19 protein-coding genes are annotated in these 25,906 nt (G+C 72.1%); 10 read left to right on the top strand and 9 right to left on the bottom strand.

Going from position 1 to position 25,906, the window contains the following annotated elements; all coding sequences use genetic code 11:
• Nucleotides 1-23: 23 nt before the first annotated feature.
• On the top strand, nt 24-968 hold the full coding sequence (locus ACWEIJ_RS37735) for a DUF5937 family protein (RefSeq protein ID WP_449842058.1): 945 nt from the start codon (nt 24-26) through the stop codon (nt 966-968).
• On the opposite strand, the gene ACWEIJ_RS37730 is transcribed toward ACWEIJ_RS37735, so the two are convergent.
• The 5 genes from ACWEIJ_RS37730 to ACWEIJ_RS37710 all read right to left on the bottom strand — a co-directional run bounded on the left by ACWEIJ_RS37730 (nt 965) and on the right by ACWEIJ_RS37710 (nt 4,609).
• Entirely contained in the window at nt 965-1,414 is a 450-nt protein-coding gene (locus ACWEIJ_RS37730) for a S26 family signal peptidase (RefSeq protein WP_449842057.1), read from the bottom strand. The genes ACWEIJ_RS37735 and ACWEIJ_RS37730 overlap by 4 nt on opposite strands.
• Nucleotides 1,411-1,929: a MauE/DoxX family redox-associated membrane protein gene (locus ACWEIJ_RS37725; protein ID WP_449842056.1), complete on the bottom strand. Its 519-nt coding sequence runs from the start codon at nt 1,927-1,929 to the stop codon at nt 1,411-1,413. Before ACWEIJ_RS37725 ends, ACWEIJ_RS37730 begins: the two co-directional genes overlap by 4 nt.
• A 12-nt stretch (nt 1,930-1,941) precedes the next feature.
• Nucleotides 1,942-3,798: an ABC transporter ATP-binding protein gene (locus ACWEIJ_RS37720; protein ID WP_449842055.1), complete on the bottom strand. Its 1,857-nt coding sequence runs from the start codon at nt 3,796-3,798 to the stop codon at nt 1,942-1,944.
• Nucleotides 3,795-4,355, bottom strand: coding sequence for a peroxiredoxin family protein (locus tag ACWEIJ_RS37715; RefSeq protein ID WP_449842054.1), 561 nt, complete (start codon nt 4,353-4,355; stop codon nt 3,795-3,797). Before ACWEIJ_RS37715 ends, ACWEIJ_RS37720 begins: the two co-directional genes overlap by 4 nt.
• 71 nt (nt 4,356-4,426) lie before the next feature.
• The gene (locus tag ACWEIJ_RS37710) at nt 4,427-4,609 is read right to left on the bottom strand and encodes a hypothetical protein (protein WP_449842053.1); all 183 of its coding nucleotides are present in this window, start codon (nt 4,607-4,609) and stop codon (nt 4,427-4,429) included.
• A gap of 140 nt (nt 4,610-4,749) precedes the next feature.
• On the opposite strand from ACWEIJ_RS37710, the gene ACWEIJ_RS37705 reads away from it, so the two are divergent.
• On the top strand, nt 4,750-7,947 hold the full coding sequence (locus tag ACWEIJ_RS37705) for a BTAD domain-containing putative transcriptional regulator (protein WP_449842052.1): 3,198 nt from the start codon (nt 4,750-4,752) through the stop codon (nt 7,945-7,947).
• The gene (locus ACWEIJ_RS37700) at nt 7,944-8,405 is read left to right on the top strand and encodes a hypothetical protein (protein WP_449842051.1); all 462 of its coding nucleotides are present in this window, start codon (nt 7,944-7,946) and stop codon (nt 8,403-8,405) included. The genes ACWEIJ_RS37705 and ACWEIJ_RS37700 overlap by 4 nt, the downstream gene beginning before the upstream one ends.
• Before the next feature lie 9 nt (nt 8,406-8,414).
• Here ACWEIJ_RS37700 and ACWEIJ_RS37695 read toward each other — a convergent pair whose 3' ends face one another.
• The gene (locus ACWEIJ_RS37695; RefSeq protein ID WP_449842050.1) at nt 8,415-9,377 is read right to left on the bottom strand and encodes a threonine ammonia-lyase; all 963 of its coding nucleotides are present in this window, start codon (nt 9,375-9,377) and stop codon (nt 8,415-8,417) included.
• Between the two features lie 135 nt (nt 9,378-9,512).
• Here ACWEIJ_RS37695 and ACWEIJ_RS37690 point away from each other — a divergent pair, with 135 nt between their 5' ends.
• The 6 genes from ACWEIJ_RS37690 (at nt 9,513) to ACWEIJ_RS37665 (ending at nt 15,801) form a co-directional block, all read left to right on the top strand.
• A complete protein-coding gene (locus ACWEIJ_RS37690) occupies nt 9,513-11,288 on the top strand; it encodes a serine/threonine-protein kinase (protein WP_449842049.1) in 1,776 nt (591 codons plus the stop codon).
• Nucleotides 11,289-11,362: 74 nt separating this feature from the next.
• Nucleotides 11,363-12,553, top strand: a complete 1,191-nt coding sequence (locus ACWEIJ_RS37685; RefSeq protein WP_449842048.1) for a right-handed parallel beta-helix repeat-containing protein — start codon at nt 11,363-11,365, stop codon at nt 12,551-12,553.
• Nucleotides 12,550-13,341: an FHA domain-containing protein gene (locus ACWEIJ_RS37680; RefSeq protein WP_449842047.1), complete on the top strand. Its 792-nt coding sequence runs from the start codon at nt 12,550-12,552 to the stop codon at nt 13,339-13,341. Before ACWEIJ_RS37685 ends, ACWEIJ_RS37680 begins: the two co-directional genes overlap by 4 nt.
• 141 nt (nt 13,342-13,482) lie before the next feature.
• Complete coding sequence (locus tag ACWEIJ_RS37675) at nt 13,483-15,243, top strand: BTAD domain-containing putative transcriptional regulator (protein WP_449842046.1); 1,761 nt, start codon at nt 13,483-13,485, stop codon at nt 15,241-15,243.
• Nucleotides 15,236-15,409 (top strand): hypothetical protein, encoded by a 174-nt coding sequence (locus ACWEIJ_RS37670; RefSeq protein ID WP_449842045.1) that lies wholly within the window; start codon nt 15,236-15,238, stop codon nt 15,407-15,409. Before ACWEIJ_RS37675 ends, ACWEIJ_RS37670 begins: the two co-directional genes overlap by 8 nt.
• Nucleotides 15,406-15,801 carry an EsaB/YukD family protein gene (locus ACWEIJ_RS37665; RefSeq protein ID WP_449842044.1) on the top strand — a complete coding sequence of 132 codons (396 nt, stop codon included), beginning with the start codon at nt 15,406-15,408 and terminating at the stop codon, nt 15,799-15,801. The genes ACWEIJ_RS37670 and ACWEIJ_RS37665 overlap by 4 nt, the downstream gene beginning before the upstream one ends.
• A gap of 44 nt (nt 15,802-15,845) precedes the next feature.
• Here ACWEIJ_RS37665 and ACWEIJ_RS37660 read toward each other — a convergent pair whose 3' ends face one another.
• A complete protein-coding gene (locus ACWEIJ_RS37660) occupies nt 15,846-16,154 on the bottom strand; it encodes a pore-forming ESAT-6 family protein (protein ID WP_449842043.1) in 309 nt (102 codons plus the stop codon).
• Nucleotides 16,155-16,167: 13 nt separating this feature from the next.
• Complete coding sequence (locus tag ACWEIJ_RS37655; protein WP_449842042.1) at nt 16,168-16,494, bottom strand: hypothetical protein; 327 nt, start codon at nt 16,492-16,494, stop codon at nt 16,168-16,170.
• A gap of 159 nt (nt 16,495-16,653) precedes the next feature.
• On the opposite strand from ACWEIJ_RS37655, the gene ACWEIJ_RS37650 reads away from it, so the two are divergent.
• Nucleotides 16,654-17,511 (top strand): alpha/beta fold hydrolase, encoded by an 858-nt coding sequence (locus ACWEIJ_RS37650; RefSeq protein WP_449842041.1) that lies wholly within the window; start codon nt 16,654-16,656, stop codon nt 17,509-17,511.
• On the opposite strand, the gene ACWEIJ_RS37645 is transcribed toward ACWEIJ_RS37650, so the two are convergent.
• The gene (locus tag ACWEIJ_RS37645) at nt 17,512-25,905 is read right to left on the bottom strand and encodes an amino acid adenylation domain-containing protein (protein ID WP_449842040.1); all 8,394 of its coding nucleotides are present in this window, start codon (nt 25,903-25,905) and stop codon (nt 17,512-17,514) included. It lies immediately after the preceding gene.
• Nucleotide 25,906 lies beyond the last annotated feature (1 nt).

Genomic DNA, 25,906 nt, shown 5'->3' with positions numbered 1-25,906 from the left:
TAACTGATGTAGCGTTCTGCTACATGATTGAGTTCGTGCTCGGCGAGTCCGACCTCGCGGACGTGCGGTTCGCCGTGTCACCGCTGAACGAACTCACGCTCAGCCTGCGCGTGCTGAAGGACCCCGCCAAGTACCCGCTGCACCTGCCGTGGGTGCGCCGGATCCGCGGCGTCGACACCGAGGTGCTGCTGGCCCTGTCCAACGACCGCGGCTGGACCCCGGACTTCCTGAGCCCGCGCCCGGCGGGCCCGTTCACGCGGATCGAGGACGAGCTCGCCGCACTCCAGGAGGTCTCCACCCGCACCATGCGACGCGACCTGCGCGCGGTGCTCGGCGAGGTGCCCGCGGTCCTGCGCGACCGCGGCAGGACGCTCGCGGCGCTCGAGTCCTACTGGCAGGTCGCGCTGGCCGGGCACTGGGACCGGATGCGCGCGGTGCTCGAAGCGGACATCGCCCACCGGGGCCGGGAGACGGCCCAGCGCGGCCTCGCGGCCATGTTCTCCGGCATCTCCGAGCGAATCACGTTCGCGAGCCCCGTCGTCCGGGTGCGGATCGCGGGCGTGCCACCGCGGCGGATCGAGACGGGCGGGCAGGGGCTCACCCTGGTGCCCAGCGTGTTCGCCCGGCGCACCGCGGTGCCCGTCGACACCGACGCGCCTCCGTCGTTGATCTACGCGGCTCGCGGCACCGGCACCGTGTGGGAGACCGGCCGGACCGCCGGACCCGCCGCACTGGCCGGCGTGCTCGGTCAGGTGCGCGCCGACCTGCTGACCGGCCTGGCGGAACCGCGATCGTCCACCGACGTCGCTCGCCGCACCGGCGTCACGACCTCGGCGGTGAACCAGCACCTGCGGGCACTGCGCGACGCCGGTCTGCTGGCCTCGCAACGGCACGGCCGCAGCGTCGTGTACGCGCGCACCGAACTCGGCGACGCCCTGGTGTCCCACTCCTCGGCACAGGGGAGCTAGGCCGTGGTCAGCCGGCGGACGACCACCCCGCGCACCTCGCGCGCGTCGAACGGGCCGGCCTGCCGGGAGTCGTAGCTCATGTCCTCGTTGTCGCCGGTGACCACGATCTCGTCCGCGGAGAGGACCGCCGAGCCGCCCGGCAGCGGATCGCCGGGCACCGCCACCGCACGCTTGATCATCAGCGTGCGTTCCTCGTTCGTCGCGCCCGCCATGAAGTCGGCGGGCGCGACGCCGCGGCCGGGCATCCTCGGCCCCAGGAGCACGACGATGTCGCCGCGCCGCACCGAGCCGGCCGCGCAGCGGCGCACCAGCACCCGGTCGCCGTCGCGCAGGGCGGGGGCCATGCTCGGGCCGGCCACCGTGACCACCATGAACCGCCTGGCCAGTGCGACCACGCCGAACACGCACGCCAGCACGACCCCCGCCAGCACCGCCACGGCGGTCACCGCGCCGCCCTGGGCACGAGGATCTCGGCGACATCGTCGAACCTGATCACCACGGCGGCGGCGAAGACCGCCGTCACCGCGCCGACCAGGACGTCGACGAACCCCTGCGGCGCGGTGCCGACCCCGGCCAGCCCGACGACGGCCACGGCCGCCAGAAGACCGTTGCGCACCAGGTGCCTGCGGTTCAACAGGTCCGCCGACGCACCGAAACACGGGCAGGCCACGCGGATGTCCCTGCGCACCGACGACTCGATGACCGCGCAGAACAGCACGCACAGCAGGATCACCAGCGTGAAGCCGGCGACCGCGACGCGGGCCGGCAGCAGGAGCAGGCCGGCGGCCGCCGCTTCCGCCGCGACGACCAGCCGGGCGACCGGTCGCGGCCACGCGTCGGGCACCAGGCGCAGCGCGCGGATCGCGGCCGCGAAACCGCCGAAGTCGCCCAGCTTCCCGATGGCGGACGCCGCGAACACCAGCACCAGCACGCCACGGCACGCCAAGTCCACTGTGGACACGATTCGCTCCCTTCAGCCGACCGCGGTCGGTTCCTGATATCCCTTGGCCTGCAACGCGAACAGCCGGGCGTACGCGCCACCGGCCGCGACGAGCGAGGCGTGCGAGCCCTCTTCCGACACCACGCCGTCCTCGATGACGAACACGTGGTCGGCGTCCCTGGTCGCCCCGAGCCGGTGCGAGATCAGCACTCTGGTCGTGCCGGCGGCGTACGACCGCAGCGTCTCGTGCACCTCGTGCTCGGCCTCCGGGTCGAGGCCCGAGCTCGGCTCGTCGAGGATGAGCAGGTCCCGCCTGCCGCGGAACAGGCCGCGCGCCAGTGCGAGCCGCTGCCACTGCCCGGTCGACAGCGTGACCCCGACGCTCGACCCGTCGTCGCCGTTCAGCCAGGCGAGAGCGGCCGACTCGGCCGACGCCGAACCGGAGGCGCTGAACGTCCGGCTCAGCAGCGTGTCGTACCCGGCGGGCAGCCGCGCCAGCGTCTTGTGCACGCCGGCCAGCCGCGCCGCCTCCTCGACCCGGGACCGGTCATCGCGCCACTCGGCGTCGCCGACCCCGACGTTCTCGGCGGCGGTCAGGTCGTACTCCATGAAGTCCTGGAACACCGCGCCGATCCGCGCCCGCAGGTCGGCGGGCGCCATGTCACGCAGGTCGACGCCGTCCCACAGCACCGAGCCGCGGGTCGGGTCGTAGAACCGGCACAGCAGCTTCACGATCGTGCTCTTGCCCGCGCCGTTGCGCCCGACGATCGCCACCGCCCGGCCGACCGGGATGGTCATGTTCACCCCGCGCAGCACCCACGGATGCGCTGGGGAGTAACGGAACCACACGTCGCGGAGCTCGATGCAGCCGCGCAGCTCGGGCACCACCGCCGGCGACGTCGCGACCGGCAGGTCGGAGTCCGACCGCAGCAGGGCGAGGTAGTGCTCGAACGTCACCAGCGACCTGCTGGCCATCGCGTACGAGCTGACCAGCATCGACAGCGACGTCTGCACCCCGGCGACGGCCGCGACGAACATCGACACGTCGCCGACGGAGAGCTGCCCCCGGCTCGCCGCCACGATCGCCGCGACGAGACCCCCGCCGGCCACCACCGAGGACAGCAACGCCAACCCGCCCTGCACGCGCAGCTCGTTCCGGTCGACCCGGCGTTCCGCCGCGTTGGCCGTCACGCGTTCGGCCAGCATCCGCTGCCGGAAGAACCCGCCGATCCCGAACAACCGCACCTCCTTGGCGGCGCGGACATCGGTGAGCAGCCGCGCGTAGAACAGCTCGCGCCGGATCGACGGGCTCATCTCGAGGAACACCGCCGCGCGCCGGCGGGCGAGCGCGCGCTCGGCCAGCACCGCCGGCACCCCCGCCGCCAGCACCACCACCGTGATCAGCGGATCGAGCACGGCGAGCGAGCCGATGAACCCCGCGACCGTCACCAGCGCCCGGCCGACCCCGACGAACCCGTTGACGACGTTGCTCGGCGCGGACCGCCCGGACTCCTGCGCCACCCGCAACGTGTCCTGGAAGTCGGGGTCCTCGAACCGGCTGAGCCCGACGAACCGCTCGGTCGCGCCGTAGAGCCGGTCCTCGCTCAGCAACGCGACCCGCCGGTCCGCCTCGACCCGCACGTACTCCTTCACCTGCGGCACGACACCCGCGACGACCCCCACCACCGCGAGGATGCCGACCAGCCACAGCAGCGGGTACAGCGGCGTGCCGCGCAGGACGGCGTCGAGGATGAGCTTGACCAGCCACGCGGAGGCCACCGGGACGGCCGCGCCGAGCACGTTCAGGGGCACGTACACGGAGAACAGCCCCGGTGCGGCCCGCCACGCCAGGCCGACCGCCGCGACCGCACCCGCGAACCGCGAGCTCACTTGACGACCGCCGCCATCGGGCCGAGCAGCTGGTCGATCTCGTACGACGTCGCGGCCACCGTCCCGTCTCCCTTCAGGACGAAGATGACCGGCATCGCGGTCACCTTGAACGCCGCGGCCAGCGGCCCGTTCAGGTGCTCGACCACGACCTGCGCGACCGGCTCCAGCCGGGCGGCCATCGGCCTCGACTCGACCTCCTCGCCCATCACCACCGCGATGACCTGCCGCCTGCCCTCCGGCATCACGCCGACGTGCTCGACGAAGTTCGACAGGTTGGCGACACACGATTTGCAGTGCGGCGACATGAACGCCACCACCGTGCCGTCGACCAGGTCGTCCAACGACACCAAGCCGCCGTCGGTCGTCGTCGCGGTGAACGGGTCCGGCCGCGAACCCTGCATGAGCGAACTCGCCAGGTTGTCCGGCACGTTGTAGTCGGGGGCCTTCTCCAGGCGGGCCTCGTGTTCGCGAAGCCGCCTGAGCACGCCCAGCGTGAGCAAAAGGTCGAACAGGCAGAGAAAACACAGCACCATCACGGAAACGACCAGCACCGCCACCGCGAAACCTCCTGTCTTCCGGTAGTGGACCAGCGCCCCGGCGGGCGGACCGCCGGGGACGCCAGGTCAAATCAGCAGGACACGCACCGGGTGCTGCAGACGGCCGTGTTCGGGCCGGTCTGGCAACAGCGGAACGCCCACGCCCCCGTGCACTGGTCGCACCAGCACCCCGGCGGCGGCACGGCCGCCGCCGTCGCCTTCGGCACCACTCGTGCCAGCACCCGGTCACCGAGCTTCTCGATCAGACGGACCATTTGACACATTCCCTTCTGCTGGAACAGAAACCAGGGCGTGCTCCACGGTCACGCCGTGGCCGCCGACCACCTTTCCGGCCGCCGTTCACAGCTCGATGACATCTCGATGACCTCGGGTAGGCTCGCTGTCGGGGGTCACATTGTCCGAAGGGTGGAGCTTCCGGCTGCTCGGCGAGCTGGCCGCGATCAACGGGACGACGCCGGTGCCGCTGGGCAGCGGTCGGCTGCGGGTGGTGCTCGCGACGCTGTTGTTGCGTGCCGGGCAGACCGTCTCGCGGGACGAGCTCATCGACCGGTTGTGGGGAGACGCGCCGCCGGGCCGTGCCAGGTCCACCGTGCCGACCCACGTCATGCGCCTGCGGCAGGCACTGGGCGACCCGGACCTGATCACGACCCGGCCGAGCGGCTACCGGATCGACATCGCACCCGACCGGCTCGACCTGACCCGGTTCCGCGCCGTGGTGGAGCGTGCGGGGCAGCTGGACCCGGTCGCCGCGGTGGCGGAGCTGCGGCAGGCGTTGGCGCTCTGGCGTGGCCCGGCGCTGGCCGACGTGCCGTCGGAGTCGTTGCGGCGCGACGAGGCGCCCCGGCTCGACGAGGAGCGGTGGCAGGCGCTGGAGCGGCGCACCGAGCTGGAGCTGGAGCTCGGCGGCCACGGCGACCTGATCGGCGAGCTCACCGCGCTGACCGCGCAGCACCCGTACCGCGAGCGGTTCTGGCACCAGCTGATGCGGGCGTTGTCGGGAGCCGGGCGGCAGGCCGACGCGTTGGCGGCCTACCAGGAGATCCGCACGCGCCTCGACGAGGACCTCGGCGTCCAGCCGGGAGCCGCGTTGCGCCGGCTGCACGCCGCGATCCTCAGCAACGACGAACAGGTGCTTCCCGTGCGCCGGCCCGCGCCGGCGGCCTCGCCGGTGCCCCGGCAGCTGCCCGCCGACGCGGCGTCCCTGACCGGACGGGACACCGACCTCGCCGAGCTGGACAAGATCACGGCCAACCGTGGCAGCGTGGTGGCGGTGATCCACGGCACCGCGGGCGTCGGCAAGACCGCGCTGGCCGTGCACTGGTCCCACCAGGCAGCCGAGCGGTTCCCGGACGGCCAGCTCTACGTCGACCTCCACGGCTTCGACCCCGACCGCGCGCCGACCGATCCCGGCACGGTCCTCGCGCGGTTGCTGCGCTCGCTCGACGTCGAGGCGGGGCGCATTCCCGTTGACAACGAGGAGAAAGCCGCGCTCTACCGGTCGGTGACCGCGGACCGGCGGCTGCTCGTGCTGCTGGACAACGCGGCGGACGAGGAGCAGGTCCGGCCGCTGTTGCCGGGCACGCCCTCGTGCCTGGCGCTGGTGACCAGCCGCAACCAGCTCACCGGTCTCGTCGCCGTCGACGGCGCGCACAGCCTGCGCCTCGACGTGCTCGACCGGCCGGAGGCCTTGCTGCTGCTGGCGAACGTCCTCGGCCACGAGCGGGTCGCGGCGCAGGCGCGGGCGGCGGACGAGCTCGTCGGCCTGTGCGGGCGGCTTCCGCTCGCGCTGCGGCTCGCGGCGGGGAAGCTGCGGATGAGCGCGGGCCAGAGCATCGCGTCGGTCGTCGCGGACCTGCGCGCCGCCGGTCCGATCACGGCGCTGGAGGTGACGGGGGACTCGCGTGCCGCCGTCCGGCCCGCCTTCGCCGTGTCCTGCGGCGCGTTGCGGCCCGACGAACGCCGCCTCTTCCGGCACCTCGGTCTCCTTCCCGGCCCGGACTTCACGCCGGCCGCCGTGGCCGCGCTCCTCGGCGCGCCCGAGGCGGACGTGACCCGGCTGCTCGACGGCATCGTCCGGTCGAACCTCGTGGAGTCGCCCGAACCCGGCCGGTACCGGCTGCACGACCTCGTCCTGCTCTACGCCCGCGAAGTGTCCGAAGTGGACAGTCGGGAACCGTTGCGGCGCCTGTACGACTGGTACGTGACGGTGGCCGAGACCGCCGCGCGGGTGCTCTACCCGCACGTGCCGATGCTGTCCGGCCCGGCGACCCAGGAGGTGTTCGCGGACGCCGCGAGCGCGTGGACCTGGCTGGAGAACGAGCTGTCCAACCTCGGCGCGATCATCGAGAGCGCGCCCGCGCACGGCATGCCGGCGGTGGCGTGGCGGCTGGCGGACGCGACCCGCGGGTTCTTCCTCGCCCGCACCTACCACAACGACATGTGGTGGGCGTTCGCGCGAGGCGGCCTGTCCGCCGCGGCAGCGGAGGGCGACCGGCAGGCCCAGGCCGCGATGCACACCAACCTGGCCGCGGCGTCCTGGAGCGTCGGCGACAACCAGGGATTTCTGGACCACAGCGAGAAAGCGGCGACGCTCGCCCACGACATCGGCTGGCGCGCCGGCGAGGCCAAGGCACTGGGCAACGCGGCCCACGCACTCGTCGGCCTCGGCCGCCGGCGCGAAGCGCTCGGGTACAGCGAGCGGTCCATCCAGATGTGGCGTGCCGAAGGGGCGCCGGAGGGGATGGTCCACGCGTTGCGGATTCTGGCCCACATGCACAACGAGTCGGGCGACCTCGGCGCGGCGGAGCGCAACTTCGGCGAGGCACTCGACCTCGCCAGGCGCAACGGCTCGGTCCTCGGCGAACTGGACGCGCTCGCCGGCCTCGCATGGGCCGCCTGGCTGCGCGGTGACCTGCACGACGCGAAGAACCTGTACAGCCAGACCCTCGCGATGGCGCGGAAACTGGGCTCGCGCTTCCGCGAGGCCCAGGGTCTCGGCAAGCTGGCCGAGATCGCGTCCGCCGAGGGCCACCCGGCGCGGGCAGCGGACCTCGGACAGCAGGCACTGGCACTCGTGCGCACCGCGGGCCGCGCCCAGAACGAGGTCGACATCCTCAACGCGGTAGGCCGCATCGCCGTCCACTCGCGACAGCCGAGGGCGGCGGTCCCGCACCACCGCCAGGCGACCGACCTGGCCGACGGCCCGAACCCGTACCACTACGGCCTCACCGACGCACTGGTAGGACTGGCCGACGCACACCTCGCACTGGCCGAACACGACGAGGCCACGCTGGCGGCGAAGCGCGCGTACGACCGGGCACGGGGACTCGGCTACCGGATCCAGCAGGGCAAGGCGGCGATCATCCTCGCCGAGGCCGAACTGGCGCGGGACGACCACGCGCGGGCCGCGGCGTATGCGGGCGAGGCACTCGAACTCCACCAGGCGACCGGCCACCGCCCAGGCGCCGAACGCGCGTCGAGGACGGCACGCGCCATCGCGACCCGGATGTTCAACCCGCAGACCGGTGCGATTGATCGAGCAGCGAACGGCTTCGGTGTTGTTCAATCGCCGCCGTGGGTGGAACGACCTTGAGCGTCTTGACGCCGTACACGGCCGAGCACGTCGAGCCGGTGGTGGCGGCGGCGATGACGGCAGAAGGCTTGAACCGGGATGCCGCCAACCCGGGCGATTGGTACTCCGCCGACGGCCTGCCGTACGGCTACACCCTCGACCGGCCGGACAACGAGACCGACCCGGCGGAACTCGAGCTCGTCGAGCGGGCGGCCGGCAAGCCGATGCGCTGCGACATCGGGCTCCACATCTTCGTCAGCACTCCCGCGGGCCGACCGGTGCTGGGCCGGTTGGCACAGCGCGTCGCCGAGCAGGTCGAAGGCCAGGTCCTCGTCGAGTTCCAGGCTCCGCCTTCCGCGGACCTGCTGAGCCACCTGGAGAACGCGGGCCGCTGCATCACCGTCGGCGGCTACCTCTACCTCGACGCACCGGCGATGGCGGCGTGGTACGCCCACCCGGACTTCCACGTGATCAAGTAGATGCCGCGGCTATCGGCGAACCCAGCGGTGATAGGCGTCCAGGTCCACGTTGCCGCCGCAGATCACGGTGACGATGTGCCGACCGGCGAAACGGTCGCGGTCCTCCAGAACGGCAGCGACGCCGAGGGCGGCTGACGGCTCGACGACCTGGCCCGTGTGCTCCAGCAGCAGCTGCATGCCCGTGACGATCGACGACTCGCGGACGAGGACGGCGTCGTCGGCCACCGCGAGGAGGTCGTCCAGGACCTCGGGGATGGGGAATCGTCCGGCGACACCGTCGGCGATCGTGTCGGCCGATTCGGTGGTGATGACGCGGCGTTCGTGCCAGGAGCGGGTCAACGCCGGCGCACCCGCGGGCTGCACGCAGATCACCTCGGTTCCGGGTGCCGAGGTCTTCACGACGTAGCCCACGCCGGTGGCCATCGCACCGCCACCGAGGGCGATCAGAACAGCGTCGAACGTCGATTCCCCGCCCGCCAGCTCGAGACCGATCGTCGCCGCGCCCTCACAGGTCTCGATGTCCAGACTGTCCTCGAGCAGCCGGATGCCGCGCTCCCGCGCGATGCGCACCGCTCGCTCACGGGCCAGTTCGAAGTCGCCGTCCACCAGTTCCAGTTCCGCGCCCAGCGCGCGGATCCGATCGAGCTTGGCGACAGGTGCCCGCACCGACGCCACCACCGTCACGTCGAGGCCACGACGGCGACCTGACCACGCCAGCGCCTGGCCGAGATTGCCGGCGCTGGCGCACACCACGGCGGTCCGGCCCTGCTGGGTCAGCAGGTCAGCGACGAGCTCGGTGCCCCGGGCCTTGAAGCTGCGCACCGGGTTCGCGGTTTCGAGCTTGATGCTCACGGTGCAGCCGAGCCTGCGTCCCAGCGCATCGCACCGGTACATCGGGGTGTTCAGGTACACGGGGTCGATCACACGGCGGGCCGCCTGGATCCGGCCGAGATCAAGACGGGTCCTGAGCACGGCCAGATGATATCCAGCGGATTCAGGCCCAACGGTCCCCGACTCGACCAGGCCGGAGCCGGCTGCGGGAAACCGGTTCAGCCGCCGCGGTGACGCGGAGTCATCGGGCCGCCACGGATTTCGTACACTGCTCGCGTGGGCAGGGGGCGAGTCGTGGCCGGTCGTTACCGGTTGGAGGAGGAGCTCGGCCGCGGTGGCATGGGCGTCGTCTGGCGGGCGGTCGATCTCGAGCTCGGCAGACAGGTGACGCTCAAGCGGGCGCTGGGCGAGGACTCCGGGCAGATCCGGCGTGAGGCGCGGATCGGTGCCGGGCTGCTGCACTCGAACGTCGTCACGGTGTTCGACACGGTCGCCGACGGGGATGTGCAGTGGCTCGTCACGGAGTACCTGGCCGCCCGGAGCCTCGAGGAGCTCGTCGACGACGGCGGGCCGATGCCCGAGGAGCGGGTCCGGCGGATCGGCGCGCAGCTCGCCTCGGCGCTCGCGGACATGCACTCGCGCGGCATCGTCCACCGCGACATCAAGCCGGGCAACGTCCTGGTGACCGCGGACGACGTCGCCAAGCTGACCGATCTGGGCATCGCCCGCTGGACCGAGGTGACCCGCACCGGAGGCGCCCAGCTCACCGGCACGCTCGGGTACGTCGCACCGGAGGTGGCCGACGGTGCCGAAGCCGGGCCCGCCTCGGACGTCTTCTCGCTGGGGGCCACCCTCTACGCCGCGATCGAGGGCCGGTCGCCGTGGGGCTCGGGTGAGGACGGCCCGTTCGCGCAGATGCGCCGCGCCGCTGCCGGGCAGCTCGTGCCCGCCGAGCGCGCCGGACGGTTCGCACCGGTGCTCGCCGCGCTGATGGCCCGGCACCCGGCCGACCGGCCCGGCGCCGCAGAGGCGGTCACGCTGCTCGCGGCGGACGCTCCGGTGCCGCGACGGCCACTGCGGCGTCTGCGCCGCCGGCTGCTCGCCGGCGCCGTGGTGGCGGTGGTGGCCGCGCTGGTGGCCGGGTTCTACCTGGCCTGGCCGTTCTCGGCCGACCAGGCCGCGGGCGGGCCGAACACCCTGGGCCCGGACCCGGCCGCGGTCGACCCGTGCGCGGCGATCTCGACCGACTCGCTCGTCCCGTACGGAGAGCCGTTCGTGGACCCGGAGGTGATGAACTTCAACGGCTGCGTGGTCACGACCACCCTTTCCGGCAAGGCCGGGCAGGCGCAGAGCACCCTCGTGCTGACCGGCCGGTTGCGGTACCCGGCCCGGCCGGTCGTGCCCGGCAAGATGGGTGAGGTCGAGCGGACCGAGGTCCGCAACGGTGCGTGCGAGCGCGCCATCTCCCTCGCTGACACCAACCGGGTCGTCATCTCCACGCGCGCGCTCGACGGCGCACGGGACGTGCCGCTGTGCGCGATGTCGGAGTCGGTGATGTCCGGTGTCCTGCAAAAGCTCGCCAACGGGTCCCTGCCCCGGCGAGAGCGGCCGTTCCCGGAGTGGTCCCTGGCCCGCGTCGACGCCTGCGGCCTGCTCGACGACGCCACGACGACCGGTGTGCTGGGCCGGGCCAAGCCTGCGGACCGCGCGTTCGGCGGCTGGGGCTGCACCTGGGAGCACGACCCCCGCACGATCTCCGTCGAGTACAGCCGGGAATGGCCGATCGAGAACGACCAGGACGTGGCGGGCGACCGGATCCGCGTGGGTGACCGCAACGCCGTCGTGGCACCGGTACCCGGCGGGCACCCGGAGTGCGCCGTGAAGATCGTGCACCACTCCTACACGCCGGTCCTGCCGGTGTTGCGCGGCACCGAGCCGAACCGGGAGGAGATCGCCGTGGTGTCCGTCGAGGACACCACGGCAGCCGACGGGAACGCGCTGTGCGCGACCGCACGCTCGCTGGCGGAGGTCGCCGTCCGGCGGCTGCCGTGAACCCGGGACCGGTCCCCGGCGCCCCCGGCTAGAAAGAGCGGGGCTGAGAACGGCCGGAGGAGACGGGACGAGAAATGGTGACACCGGTACTGGCCGGCGTGGCTCTTCTGGCTGCGGCCACTGCCGGTCCGGCGGCGCAGGGGGCCGCCGGACCGGCGCCGCAGACCCTGCGCGTCGGACCACACGGGGAATACGCCACCGTTCAGGCCGCGGCCGACGCGGCGCGCCCCGGGGACACGGTCGCGATCGAGGCCGGCACCTATCCGGGTGGGTTGACCGTCCGCCGCGACGGCGCGCCGGGCAGCCCGATCAGGTTCACCGGCATCGGCGGCACCGCTGTGCTGACCGACGGCGGTCTGGCGGTGGGCGGACACGGCTGGCTGGAGTTCACCGACGTGACGGTGGCCGGCGCGCCCGGCTTCGGCGTGTACGCAGAGGGCGCGCACGACCTCGTGTTCGACCGCTTCGGCGTCGACGGCTCCCGCGACGGCGGACTCGTGCTGGTCGGCACCACGCGGGTGCGGATCACCGGCTGCGACATCCGCGGCACCAACGCCCGCGGCACCGCGGCCGACCACGAAGCGCTGACCATCGCCTCCGGCTCGTCGGACGTCGAGGTGTCCGGCTGCCGCGTGCACGGCAACGGCGAGGAAGGCATCGACGTCAAGTACGACGACACCGCACGCGTGAAGATCCACCACAACGTCGTGACCGGCAACCGCGGCCCGAACATCTACGTCGACTCCTCGTCCGACGTGGACGTCTACGCCAACGTCGTCGGCGGTGCGCGTCAGGCGACCAAGGCCGGGATCGGGCTCGCCGTCGAGGACTACTCGGAAACCCGGCTGCTGTCGGACGTGCGGGTCTTCGACAACCTGTCCACCGGCAACGCGCAGGCCGGGCTGAGCCTGTGGGTCGAGTCGACCGGGACCATGCAGAACCTGGAGATCGTCAACAACACCTTCGCCGGCAACGCCCGCGGCTCGCTGTGGATCGACGCCGACCGGTTCAGCGGCACGAACATCTTGCGCAACAACGTCTTCGGGGACGGACCGGTCGCCGCCGGGCCGTTCGTCTCCGATCACAACTTCGCCGGGGACCCGGGATTCGCCGATCCGGCCCGCGGCGACTACCACCTCTCCGCATGCTCCGCCGCGGTCGACGCGGGCAGCCCCGAGCACGCGCCCGCGTTCGACCTCGACGCCGTTCCCCGGCCCACCGGCGCGGGCTTCGACATCGGCGCCTACGAGTGGAGGACCCCGTGACCGCCGGACGCCTCGACCCGTACCGCCAGCGCAGCCTGCGCCACGGCGTCGCCGACGCCGTGGCGGGCACGTTGAGCGCGCTCACCGTCACCGGCGGCGTCGCGGTGCCGCCGTCGCCCGGCAGGCGGGTCACCTTCGGGCGCAACCGGCTGGAGGTCGACGTCTGCGTCGGCGAGGAGGACCTGCGGATCAGCCGGATCCACGGGCAACTCGTGCGCGAGCGCGACCGCTGGTGGCTCAGCAACACCGGCCGCTCGCCGATCCGCCTGTCCAACAGCGTCCTGCTCCACGTCGACAGCGAACCGCTGCCGCTGGCCGAGGGCTACACCGCGCTGTTCCTGCGCGGCGTCCGCGAGCACGTGCTGGAGCTGCTGGTCTCCGACGGCGAGGCCGGCATCACCACGCGCCGGCCAACGCACCCGACAGCGCCGCCGAAACGCTGGCGGCTGTCCCAGGCGGAGCACCTCGCACTGGCCGTGCTGGGGCAGCGCTACCTCGGCTACGACCCCCAGCCGCTGCCGCTGTCCCGGCAGCAGGCGGCCGCCGAGCTCGCCGAGCGGCGACCGCACGAGAACTGGACCGCCAAGCGCGTCGAACACCTCGTTTCCCAAGTCCGCCAACGGCTTTCCGACGCCGGGGTGCACGGGCTGCGACGGGAGGAGGTCGGGGAGCCGGTGGGGCTGACGCTGACCGTGAACCTGCTGCGGGAACTGGTGTTGTCGACGACGCTGGTGCCAATGGACCTGGAGTGGCTGGAGCTTCCCGAGCCACCCGCGCCCCTCGAATGACGGTGGTCGTCCTTTGTGGACTCACGGCTGCCGCGGGCCCGTGACGGCTCAGCGCTGAGCAGCGGCCGGGAGGGGTCCCGTGCGGCCGGTGGGATCGTCCTTTCTGGTTGGTCTTGTGCCTCGGAGTACGGGGAGGTTCCGGTGGAGTTCCGACTGCTGGGCGGACTTGAGCTGCGTGACGGCGACCGCGTTCATCACCTGGGTGGTCCGATGCAACGTGCCTTGCTGGTCCACCTGTTGCTGACCGCCGGACGCGCTGTGCCGGCCAACGAGCTGATCGACCGATTGTGGGGTGGGGCGGCTTCCGAGGGGTCGCGCAGCACGTTGCACGTGCACGTGCTGCGCGTGCGGCGCCTGCTGGCCGAGACCGGGTGCTCGGCGCGGATCGAGACCGTAGCGGGCGCGTACCGACTGGAACTCGGCACTGACGAACTCGACGCGATGGCGTTCCGGCATCTGACGGGCGAGGCCGTGAAGGCGCGCGAGGTCGGTGACGCGTTCGGGGAGCTCGCGTTGCTGGACCGCGCGTTGAAGCTGTGGCAGGGGGACGTGCTGAGCGGCGTGTGCGGCGACTGGCCGCGGTTCCCCGAGGTGCGGGCGCTCACCGAGGCGCGATCGGCTGCCCGTGAACAACGCGCGCTCGTTCTGCTCGCACTGCACAGGCCCGCCGAGGCGGTCGACGACCTGCGCCTGCTCGTCGCCGAGCACCCGGATCGCGAGTCCGTGCGGCTGCAGCTGATGCTCGCGCTGCACCGGTGCGGGCGGCGCGCGGAAGCGCTTGCCTGCTACGAGGACGCCTACCGCTACGCCTCCGAGCGGCTCGGGCTGGAACCTGGCGAGGACATGCGCGAGCTGCACAGCGAGGTCCTGCGCGGCGAGGTCCGCGTCGAGCCGGCGAGTCCCAGCCCGCGCACGTTGCCCGCTCGGCCCGCGACGTTCGTCGGCCGGTTCCTCGAACTCGCCGCGTTGACCGGCGGGGGTGTCCGCGTGATCACGGGCCTGCCCGGCTCCGGCAAGACGGCGCTGGCGCTCCGGCTCGCGCACGAGTTGCGCGACGACCACCCGGACGGCCAGCTGTACGCGAGCCTCGGCACGTCCGCTGATCCTTCCGGCGTGCTCGGGCGGTTCCTGCGGCTGCTCGGCGTGCGGGCCGTCCCGTCGGACGAGGTGGAGCGCGCCGAGATGTTCCGTGCGTGCACACGCGGAAAGCGTTTGCTCGTGCTGCTCGACGACGCCGTGTCGACGAGCCAGGTGCGGGCGCTGACACCCGGTGAGGGACCGGCCGCGGTGATCGTGACCGGCCGGGGTTCGCTCGGCACGCTCGACGGCACGCGCTGCCGGCTCGGTCCGCTCACCCAGGACGAGTCCGTGGCCTTGCTCGCCGGTGTCGCCGGCGCCCGTCGGGTCGGCATGGAACCGGACGCGGCCGTTGCCGTCGCGCGGCTCTGCGGCCACCTGCCGCTCGCGTTGCGCATCGCGGCCGGGCGTTTGGTGGCGCGTCCGGAGTGGCCGTTGGCCTCGCTCGCCGCGTTCCTGGCGGACGAGCGGACTCGGCTGGACCGCCTCGTCTGCGACGACAGCTCCGTGCGCGCGTCCTTCGACGCGGCGTGCGCGGTGTTGAGCCAGGACGAGCTCGCGGCGTTCCACCGGCTCGGCGATCTCGGCCCAGGTCCGTTCCGCGCCGCCGCGATCGGCACGTGGGAGCAGGCCGAAGCGTTGGTGGACGCGGGTCTGATCAGCGCGGCCCCGGACGGCTACCGGGTCCACGACCTGATCGTGCTGCACGCACGGAGCAAGCGAACCCATCTCGACCCCGTTCACGCACAGGGAGGAACGCATGGCACGCGAGTACGACAGCCAGTTGCTCGAATCGGTCGCGGTGCGCAGGCGCAGAGTGCGTGACTCCTTGCTGTGGGGTGGGCTGCGGCAGCAACGGTCCACTTCGGACAACATCGGGCGGTTCGTCGCGGGTTGCGTGCTGGCGGCCGTGGTGTGCGCGGGATGCGTGGGCTGGGCGTTCCTGTCGGACGTGCTGGTGCAGCAGAAGCAGAAGGTGTCGACGCGATGACCGGTCAGACGCGGGTGACCCTGATCGGGGCCCGCAGGCGGCTCGACGTGGTGGTGCCGTCGGCAGAGCCGCTCGGCGTGCTGCTGCCGGAGTTCCTGCACATGACCGGAGAACCGCGTGGAACCCCACCGGGCGGGTACCGCCTCGTGACCACCGACGGCACCACGCTCGCCCCCGACCGCAGCCTGGACGACGCGGAGGTGTCCGACGGCGCGATGGTCCGCCTGCTGCGCCGGGAGGACGCGCCGTCCGACCCGGTGGTGCACGACGTGGCCGACGCGGTCACCGACGACCTCGGCAAGCGTCCGTGGCGGTGGAACGACACGGCGAAACGCTGGTCCCGCATGGTTCCATGTCGTGGAAGTCCTGCACCGCGGTCTGGGTGCGGCTGACGACACCTCCCACGCCGGGGAGGTCGAGATCCCACTTCACGGTGTCACCCGATGGAAGCGACGGCGTTCGCCGCCCGTCCCTGCGCGGAGGTGGCGCTCTCGTCGTTGCGCGTCATCGTCTGCTTGACCAGGTCGATGATCGCCCGCACCTCGGTGGCCGCGCGGTTCCAGCGCACCTCGACGTGCCGGTACTCCTCCGAGACGCCGTCGGCCTGGAAGTCGGCCATCGCCTGCGCGACCTGGTGATCCCGCTGCGAGATCAACGTCTCCAGCCGCCCGATGATCCCCATCAGGTCGCCCTGCACCTGCTGCGACACCGACGTGTCGAAGCTCCTGCGATCGGTGCTCCCCATGACAATCCCCCGGTCAGGCCACGCTGCGGGCGCCGAAGTTGGCGGAACCCTGCGTCGTGGTGGCGTTGTCCGCCATCTCCTCGTCGCCCTGCACGAACGCCATGTCCATGCCGCTCTGTCCGGTGACGATCGCGCCGAGCGCGGCGTTGAGGTCGGCCGCGACCTGGTCCGACCGGGACTTGAAGTGGTCGAACATCGACCGGCCGTTGCCGTTGAACGTGCCTTCGAGCGGCGCGGCGGCCGCGATGAGCTGCCGGATCACGCCCGCCAGGTCGTCACTCGATCCCTGGCTTTGCTGGGTGAGCGTGGACAGGGTCGTCCACCCCATGTCGAACTTCATGCGCTTGTCCCTCTCCGTCGAGATGGAAAGAGAGTCGCGAGAACACGCCTGCTGACCGCTTCAGGTGAGGTAAGCGCGCGGGCGGGACGCTCGAGTTCGTCGACGCCGGGTTGGCCGGTTGGAGCACGGTCTGGGGCGTGATCTTGTTAGTCTCTTTGCGTGACACTCAAAACGCGCACGGTAGTCGCCAACGGGGTGGAGTTCGGCATCATCGAGGCGGGGGAGGGGCCGCTGGCGCTGTGTTTGCACGGCTTTCCCGACACGGCGCACACCTGGCGGCACCTGCTGCCGGTGCTGGCGGAGCGCGGGTTTCGGGCGGTGGCACCGTTTCAGCGGGGGTATGCGCCGACGGCTGTGCCCGCGGACGGGAGTTATCAGACCGGGGCGCTGGCTTCGGACGTGGTGGCGTTGCACGAGGCGTTGGGTGGGCGGGACGACGCGGTGCTGATCGGGCACGACTGGGGTGCGGTCGCCGCGTACGGGGCGTCGGCGCTGGCGCCGGAGAGGTGGCGGCGGATGGTCGCTGTCTCGGTGCCGCCGGCCACCCTGCAGATCGCGGACTACGAGCAGTACAAGCGCTGGTTCTACATGTACCTGTTTCAGACGCCGTTGGCCGAGCGGGTGGTCGCGGCGGACAAGATGGCTTTTCTCGACGGCTTGTGGCGGGACTGGGCGCCTGGCTACGACGCTTCCGAGGATCTCGCGCACGTGAAGGAGGCGCTGGGCGATCCGAAACGGCTCGGCGCCGCCATCGGGTACTACCGGGCGTTGTTCGACCCGGCGAGGCACGTGCGGCAGTACGCGGCGGCGCAGTCGGCTGTGCTGCGCAAGGCTTCCACGCCGACGCTGTACCTGCACGGTGATGAGGACGGGTGTCTGCGGTTGCCCGACGTGGGAGCCGTCGTGCCGCATTTGGCTGACGGCTCCCACGCGGTGATGCTCACGGGTGTTGGGCACTTTCCCCAGCTGGAGGCTCCGGACGAGGTCGCGAAGCTGGTGTCCGACTGGATCGGCTGATCACAACAGCTCGGCGAGCCTGGCGGGCGTCCTGCGTTCGAACAGGTCCCTGATCGTCACGGTCAGTTCGAGTGAGGACAGTTCCCGCACGCACAGCCCGGCGGTGAGGGAGTCGCCCCCGAGGGCGAAGAAGTCGTCCTCGGGGAGCACCGTCGTGCGCAGTGATCGCGAGAACACCTCCATCACCACGGCGAGCGGGGTCTGCTCGGCCGTCTGCGCGGTGGTGCGCCGGTGGTTCGTCGCGCCGACGCGGCGTGGGCGGGCCAGCCGGGCCGTGTCCACCTTGCCGCCCGCGTTCCTGGGCAGCTCGGGCACGAACACCACGTCGGCAGGCACCATGTAGTCCGGCAGCGCGCGGCGGACGCCTTCGGTGAGCCGATCCTCCAAAGTGGACTGCAGCAGTGGTGGGAACAGGGGGTCGGCGGTCGCCTTGCCCGCTGTGCCGCTGGTGATCGGCTCGGCCAGCTCGTAGTGCGTGCTCTCGGGGGCGAACGAGACGTCGACCGCTCCCGAGTCGTCACCGGTCCAGCTGATCCTGGTCTGCCAGCCGTAGCGGGTTCCCAGGCGCCACAACGCTTCCAGGTCCAGCGCGGTGGCGCGGCTGGTCGCGTTCGACGGTGTGCAGCCGTATTCGTCGCGCAGGCTGAGCGCCTCGGTGAGGCGTGCGTTGCCCACCCCGCGGTAGCCGAACGGCGCGTCGGCCGTGGCCAGCCGGCGTTCGATCACGCCTGGCGTGAGCTGGTCGTCGTGCTCCCAGCGCGTCGGATCGGCTTCGACCGGGCAGCCGACGTGCAGCACCACGTCGTAGCGGAACAGCGTCATCTCGTTGCCGAACTCGCCGCGCCGCGGGCTGATCTCGACCGCGGTGATCGCCGGGAACCGGTCGAGCAGCCGGCGCACCGCGACGGGGTCGACGCTCAGCTCGCCGTCGGCCCGCAGCTCGCGCGTGATCAGCTCGACCAGCCGGGCCCGGTCGGCGCCCGCGTGCAGCACGTGGTGCTTCAACGCCGCGAACGCCTCGATCAACGCCGCGTTGCGCAGGTCGCCCAGGAAGACGTGACCACCGGGGGACACGACGTCCAGCGCTTTCTCGATCGTTCGCACGAGGTAGGACATCGACGGGAAGTACTGCGCGACGGAGTTGATCACGACGGTGTCGTGCGAGCCGGGGAACAGGCCCGGCGCGTGCACCGCCTCGGCCTGACCGACCAGCACGTCGGCCCTGGTGCCGATCTCGTCGAGCGTCCTGCGCAGCACGTCGAGCACGGGCCCGGAGAAGTCCGTCGCGACGTAACGCTCGATGTTCGTGCGCTCCAGCAACGGTTTCATCAGCAGACCGGTGCCCGCGCCGATCTCCAGCACCCGCCGCGGCCGCAGGCGCAGGATCCGATCGATCGTGGTGTCCACCCACTCGCGCATCTGCGGAGCGGGGATCGCCTTGCCGCTGAAGCTGTCCGTCCAGCCGAGGATCGCGGCGTCCGCGCTGTCCGAGGCGTTGACGGCCTCATGGGCGTCCTCGAACACGGTCTGCCACGACGCCACGAGGTCCGCGCGCAGCTCGGAGTCGTCGAAGCCCTCGTCCACGACCACGTGCGCCACGAGCCGCGACCGGTCCTGCTCGGTCACCGCGCTGACCACGGCGTCGCGCACGTGCGGCTGGCTCAGCAGCACGGACTCGATCTCGCCGGGCTCGATCCGGTACCCGCGGACCTTCAGCTGCCGGTCGGCGCGGCCGAGGAACTCCACGGCGCCGTCCGCGGTGAACCTGCCGAGGTCACCGGTGCGGTACAGCCGGTCGTGGCCGCCGGACGGGTCCGGGACGAACCGCCGCGCCGTCAGGTCCGGGTCGTCCAGGTAGCCCCTCGCCAGGTGCGGGCCGCCGAGGTGGATCTCGCCGACGACACCCGGTGGCACCGGCCGCATCGCGCGGTCCAGCACGCGGACCGACGTGTTCGGAATCGGCGTGCCCACCACCGGCCGTTCGCTGTCGCGCAGCCGGGCGATCAACGCGTCCACCGTGCACTCGGTCGGGCCGTAGCAGTTGATCGCCTCGATGCCGGGTTCGGCCCGCAGCCGTGCCCACAGCGACGGGCGGACCGCCTCGCCGCCGAGCACCAGGAACGACGGCCGGCCGTCGCCCTGCTCCAGCAGTCCGTCGTGGACGAGCTGCTCCATGAACGACGGTGTCGTGTTGAGGACGTCGATCCGTTGCTCCGCGAGCAACGCCACCAACGCCGTGCTGTCCTTGCGGACGTCGTCGTCCACCACGTGCAGCTCGTGGCCGGCGATCATCCACAGGATCTGGTCCCACGCCGCATCGAACGCGATCGAGCTGGTGTGCGCCACCTTGAGCCGCGGCTTTCCCGCCGCCGCGATCGCGGCGGGGTACTGGGTTTCCCGGTGGCCGAGCACCAGGTTCGCCAGCCCGCGGTGCTCGACGAGCACGCCCTTGGGCGTGCCGGTGGAGCCCGAGGTGAACACGACGTAGGCGAGGTCGGCACCGGTCGGTGCGGCACCGTCGAACGACGCGGCGGGCAGCACCGTGACGTCGAGCGCGGGCAGCCCGAACTCGTCGGCCAGCCCCGCGGTCGTGCCGTCCACGACCAGGCAGACCGGCTTGGCCGCGGCGAGCACGGCGCGCAGCCGGTCGACCGGCTGGCCGTGGTCGAGCGGCACGAGCACGGCGCCGGCCCGCAGCACGCCCAGCACGCCCGCGACGAGCATCGGGGTGCGGGCGGCGGCGAGTGCGACGTGGTCACCGTGCCGCACGCCCCGGCGGCGCAACTGCGCGGCGATCAGGTTCGCCCGCTCGTCCAGCTCCGCGAAGGTGAGCCGATCGTCGCGTCCGGACACCGCGATCGCGTCCGGACGGGCGGCGACCTGCTCCGCGAAGAGGTCGAGGATCGTCTCGATCCCGTTGGCGGGCACCGAGATCCCGTCGCCGAGCCGCAGCAGCGACTCGTGCTCGCGTTCGGCGGCGAGCGGCAGCTCGGACACGTGGCGACGCGCGTTGCCCGCGATCTCGGCCAGGAGCGTCTGGTAGCTCTGGGCGATCCGGTCCGCGGCCTGCTGGCTGAGCAGGTCGCGGCGGAAGTACAGCGAGCAGTGCATGCCCTCGCCGACGCGGTACAGGTCGAGCGAGAGGTCGAACCGCGCGGTGTCGTTGAACGCGGGGAAGTACTCCGACGTCGTGCCGTCCAGGTCGAGACCGGTGATCAGCTCGTCCTCGAACAGCTGGCAGGTCGCCTGCACCAGCGGGTTGCTGCCGAGCACGCGCTCCGGGTTGACCGCCTCGACCAGCCGCTCGAACGGCAGCTCCTGGTGCGCGAAGCCCATCAGCACGCCGTCGCGGGTCCGGCCGACCAGGTCGGTGAACACGGGGTCGTCGCCGAGGTCCGAGCGGATCGGCAGGGTGTTGATGAAGAACCCCACCACGTCCTCGACCTCGGGCCGGGTACGTCCCCCTACCGGTACACCGACCAGCAGGTCCGGTTCCCCGGTCAGCCTCGACAGCAGGACCTGGAACGCCGACAGCACCACCATGAACAACGTGGCGTCGCAGCCGGAGGCGAGGTCGCGCAACCGGCCGACGAGATCGGGATCGAGGTCGAACCCGGCCGCGCCGCCCTCGGTGCTCGGGGTCTCGACCGGCGGCTGGTCCGACGGCAGCCGCAGCACCTGCGGAGCGCCCGCAACGTGCTCGGTCCAGTACGCGAGGTGCCGGTCGAGCAGCTCGCCTTGCAGCACGTTCCGCTGCCACGCCGCGAAGTCCGCGTAACGCACCGGCAGCTCGGGCAGTTCGGCGCGGGCACCGGTCAGTGCCGCGTTGTAGAACGCCGAGAGGTCGGACAGCAACACGGTCATCGATCGGCCGTCGCTCAGGATGTGGTGCATCGACAGCGTCAGCAGGTGATCGTCGTCGGCGATCCGCAGCACGTCGGCCTGGAACAGCGGACCGCGTTCGAGGTCGAACGGCCGGTCGATCAGTTCCTCCAGCCACGGCCGGATCTCCTGGCCGGACGCGAACTCCACGCGGCCGCTCCACTCGTCGTCGACCACCTGGCAGAGCACGCCGTCCACCTCGGTGAACCGGGTGCGCAGCGCTTCGTGCCTGCGGGCCAGCCGGTCGACGGCGGTCAGCAGCGCCGCCCGGTCCAGCCGGCCGTGCACCCGGATCGGCGAGTACATGTTGTAGGCGGTGCTCTCGGATTCCAGCTGCTGCATGAACCACAGCCGCTGCTGGGCGAACGAGACGGGAGCGGGGTCCGGCGCCAGTCCCGCCCGCAGTGGCGGCGTCGTCAGCTGGGCGGCTTCGGCCACGGCCGCGGCGAGCGTGTCGACGGTGGGATTCTCGAACACCGTCAGCACGTTCACCTCGACCTGCAGCACGGACTGCAGGCGGGCGGCCAGCTGCACCGCGCGCAGCGAATGCCCGCCCAGCACGAAGAAGTCGTCGAACCGGCCGACCTGGCCGGCTCCGAGCACCTCGCCCATGATCCCGGCCACCACCTGCTCGGCGGGGCCGAGCGGCGCGGCGAACTCGTCGCGCACCGGCCGGCGCACACCCGTGGCCACCGGTGCCGTCACGACGTGCGCGAAGTCGACCGGGAACGCCGAGACCGGGCGATCCGGGCCGGAGAGCACCGCGATCAGCAGCTCGCGGTAGCAGTCGGCGATCCGTTGCGCGGTCGCGTGGGTGAACATGTCCGTGCGGTAGTACAGGCTTCCGCTGAGTCCCTGCCCGATCCGGAACAGGTCCAGCGCCAGGTCGAAGCGCGCCGTCCGGTTGAACGCCTCGACCGGCTCGCACTCGGCCCCCGGCAGCCGCAGGCCCCCGGTGAGGTCGTCCTCGAACAGGTGGAAAGTCACCTGCACCAGCGGGTTCGTGCCGACCACGCGCTCGGGGTTGACCGCCTCGACCAGCCGCTCGAACGGCAGTTCCTGGTGGGCGAAGCCGGCGAGCACCCGGTCCCTGGTCTCCTCGACCAGCTCGGTGAAGGTCGGGTCGGCCCGCAGGTCCGCGCGCACCGCGAGCGTGTTGACGAAGAAGCCGATCAGATCTTCCAGCTCCGGCTGCGTGCGACCGGCGACCGGGACGCCGACGAGGAAGTTCGGCTGCCCGCTGATCCTCGCCAGCAGCACCTCGAACGCGGCGAGCGTCAGCATGAACAGAGTCGCGCCCTGCCCGCGGGCACGCTCGCGCAACCTCGCCGTCACCTCGGCCGGCAGCTCGAACCGCGCGACGCCGCCCTCGATGCTCGGCGGACCGTCCGGTGCGTGGTCGGCGGGCAACGGCAGCCGGTGCGGTGCGTCGCCGATCTGGTTGGTCCAGTACGACAGCTGGGCGTCCAGCAGCTCGTCGCGCAGGACGTCGCGCTGCCACGTCGCGTAGTCGGCGTAACGGACCGGGAGCACGGGCAGCTGGGGCTCGGCGCCGGTGAGGGCCGCGTCGTAGAGCTTCGCGAGGTCCGACATCAGCACGGTGATCGAGTGCCCGTCGCTCACGATGTGGTGCATCGACGGCGCGAACAGGTGGTCCTCCGGCCCGATCCGGAACAGGTTCGCCCGGAACAGCGGCCCGTGGACGAGGTCGAACGGGGTGTCTACGAGCTCGGCCAGCCGCCGCCGCGCGTGGCCGGCGTCCTCGACGTCCTCGATCTCGAGCGCGCCTGCCCAGGTGTCGTCGACGACCTGCAGCAGCTCGCCGCCGTCCTCGGTGAACCGGGTGCGCAACGACTCGTGCCTGGCCACGAGCTGCTCGACGGCGGCGGCGAGCGCGGTGACGTCGAGCGATCCGGTGATCCGCACCGGCTCGTACATGTTGTAGGCGGTGCTCGTCGTGTCGAGCTGGTGGATGAACCAGAGCCGCTGCTGCGCGAACGAGACGGGCGCGCGTTCGGGGGCCTGGCCGGCCCTCGGCGGCGAAGCGGGCAGGTGCGCGGTCTCGGCGAGTGCGGCGGCGAGGCCGGCGACGGTCGGGTTCTCGAACACCATCCGCACCGAGATGTCGGCCTGCAGCATCGACCGGAGCCGGGCGACGAGCTGCATGGCGAGCACCGAGTGGCCACCGCGTTCGAAGAAGTGGTCGTGGCGGCTCAGCTGGTCGCGGCCGAGCACGTGCCCCATGACCGCGGCGACGAGGTGTTCCGCACCGCCGCGGGGAGCGGCGAACTCGGTCTCGCTCGAATCGCTCGGGTGGTCCGTGGCGGTGAGCAGGTGGACGGTGCCGGCCGGGGTCAGGCGCGCCCGTGCTCCGGTGTGCACCAGTCGCTTGGGCGACAACGGATCCGGGCGGAAGCGGGCGGCGGTCAGCGCGGTGTCGCCCAGGTAGCCGAGCGCGATGTGGTCGCCGCCCACCCAGAGGTCGCCCGCCACGCCGGCGGGGACCGGCTGGCCTGCCGGGTCGAGGACGCGGACGGTGACGCCGGCGGCCGGTACCGCGTGGTGCGGATCGCCGTCGGGACGGACGAGGGCGTGGCCGAGGCATTCGGCCGGGCCGTAGCGGGCCGGGAACTCGGCCGGCGCGGTGACGGTGCGGAGGTTGGCGGCGGCGGACTCGTGCACGTCCACTTCGGACGGTCCCGCACCGGGCGACTCGGTGGCCGTCGGCAGGTGCACCTCGGAGCCGGACAGCAGCCACACCAGCGCGCGCCACGGCGCGACGTCCCAGATGTCCTCGGCGAGGAACACGCGCGGTTCCCCTGCCACCTCACGATGTGCCGCCAGCAGCGCGGCGAACGCGCCGTGCGTCACGACGGCGTTGGCCGAGTCGCCGGGCACGAGCAGTGCCGGCGCTTCGGCACGTGGTGCCTGCACGGCGGGCGGCTCGCTGTCGGGGATCTCGCCGCTGAACACCAGATCGGCTTCGGTGTGGCCGGCCGTCAGCACGACCGCCCCCGCCGACCACGCGCCCAGCACGCCGGTCAGCGCGTGGTACGACAGCGGGCCGGGCACACCGACCACCGCGTCGTGCGGCAGCGTGCCCGCCACCGCCCGCACGTCCCGGCGCAGCTGTGCCGCGGTCCACCTGTGTTCGCCGTGCACCAGCACGACGTGATCCGCGTCCAGCTCGGCGAGCCGGTCGAGTGCGAGCACCGCTTCCGCGGTCACGGGGAGGGCGGCGGGCTGCTCGGCGGCGGGCAGGGACAGCATGGACACGGGGGTGTCCGGCGAGGTCACCGCCGCGCGCAGCACCGCGAGGAAGATGCTGATGATCTGGTCGGCCATCTGCTCGTCGAACGCCGCCTGGCGGTGGTACAGCACGCCGCGCAGCCGGCCCTCGACGTGGTACAGGTCGACGGAGAGGTCGAACGGCACCTCGCGCACCGGTACCGGCAGCGCGACGGCGTCGAGGCCGGCCAGGGACAGTTCCGTGCCGACGGCTTCCTCGAAGAGCTGGAAGGTGGCCTGGATCAACGGGTTCACGCCGACCTGGCGCGGCGGGTTGACCGCCTCCACGATGCGGTCGATCGGCACGTCCTGGTTCATGAACGCTTCCAGCGCGCTGGTGCGCACCGCGGTGACCAGCTCGGTGAACGCGGGATCGGCGCGCAGGTCGGCGCGGATCGGGAGGGTGTTGACGAAGAAGCCGACGACGTCCTCGCTGCCGGGGGCCGTCCTGCCCGCGATCGGCATGCCCACCAACAGGTCCTGCTCGCCGCTGAGCCGCGACAGCAGCACCTGGTACGCGGCGAACGCCACCATGTGCAAAGTGGCCGAGCTCGCCCTCGCGAAGGTCTTCAGCTCGTTCGTGAGGTCGTCGGGGACGTCGAAGTCGACGTAGCGCCCGAGGAACGACTCGTCGCCGCGCACGGCGTCACGGGTCGGCAGCGGCAACACCGTCGGGGCACCGTCGATGTGCTCCAGCCAGTGGTCGAGATCCCCGTCCTCCGCGACGAGGTCCGTGTACTGGGTGGTGACCTCGTCGAGCTCGCCTCCGCCGTACAGCGTGGCCAGGTCGCGCAGCACGATGTTGGCCGACACGCCGTCGGTGACGATGTGGTGCGCGGTGATCGCGAGCACGTGCCGGTCGGCGGACTCGCGGAGGACGTCCACCCGCAGCAGCGGACCTGCCGACAGGTCGAACGGGCGGATGAAGACCGCGCGCACGAACTCGTCGGCGGATCCCTGCCCGGTCACGACGACCTCGCCCCGCCACACCGGGTCGACGATCTGCACCGGCACGCCGTCGCGTTCGGCGAACCTGGTGCGCAGGCCGCGATGCCGGTCCGCGAGGGCGATCACCGCCTTCTCCAGCGCGGGCAGGTCGAGCGGCCCGGTCAGCCGGAAGACGTGGCCGAGCGTGTAGGCACAGCTCTCCGGGTGCAGCTGCTGCGTGAACCACAGCCGCCGCTGGGCGGAGGAAACCGGGTAGACGTTCTCCGTGGCCGACATG

It is taken from the genome of Lentzea sp. NPDC004789 (assembly GCF_053601075.1).
This window is presented reverse-complemented; position numbering and strand designations above follow the sequence as displayed.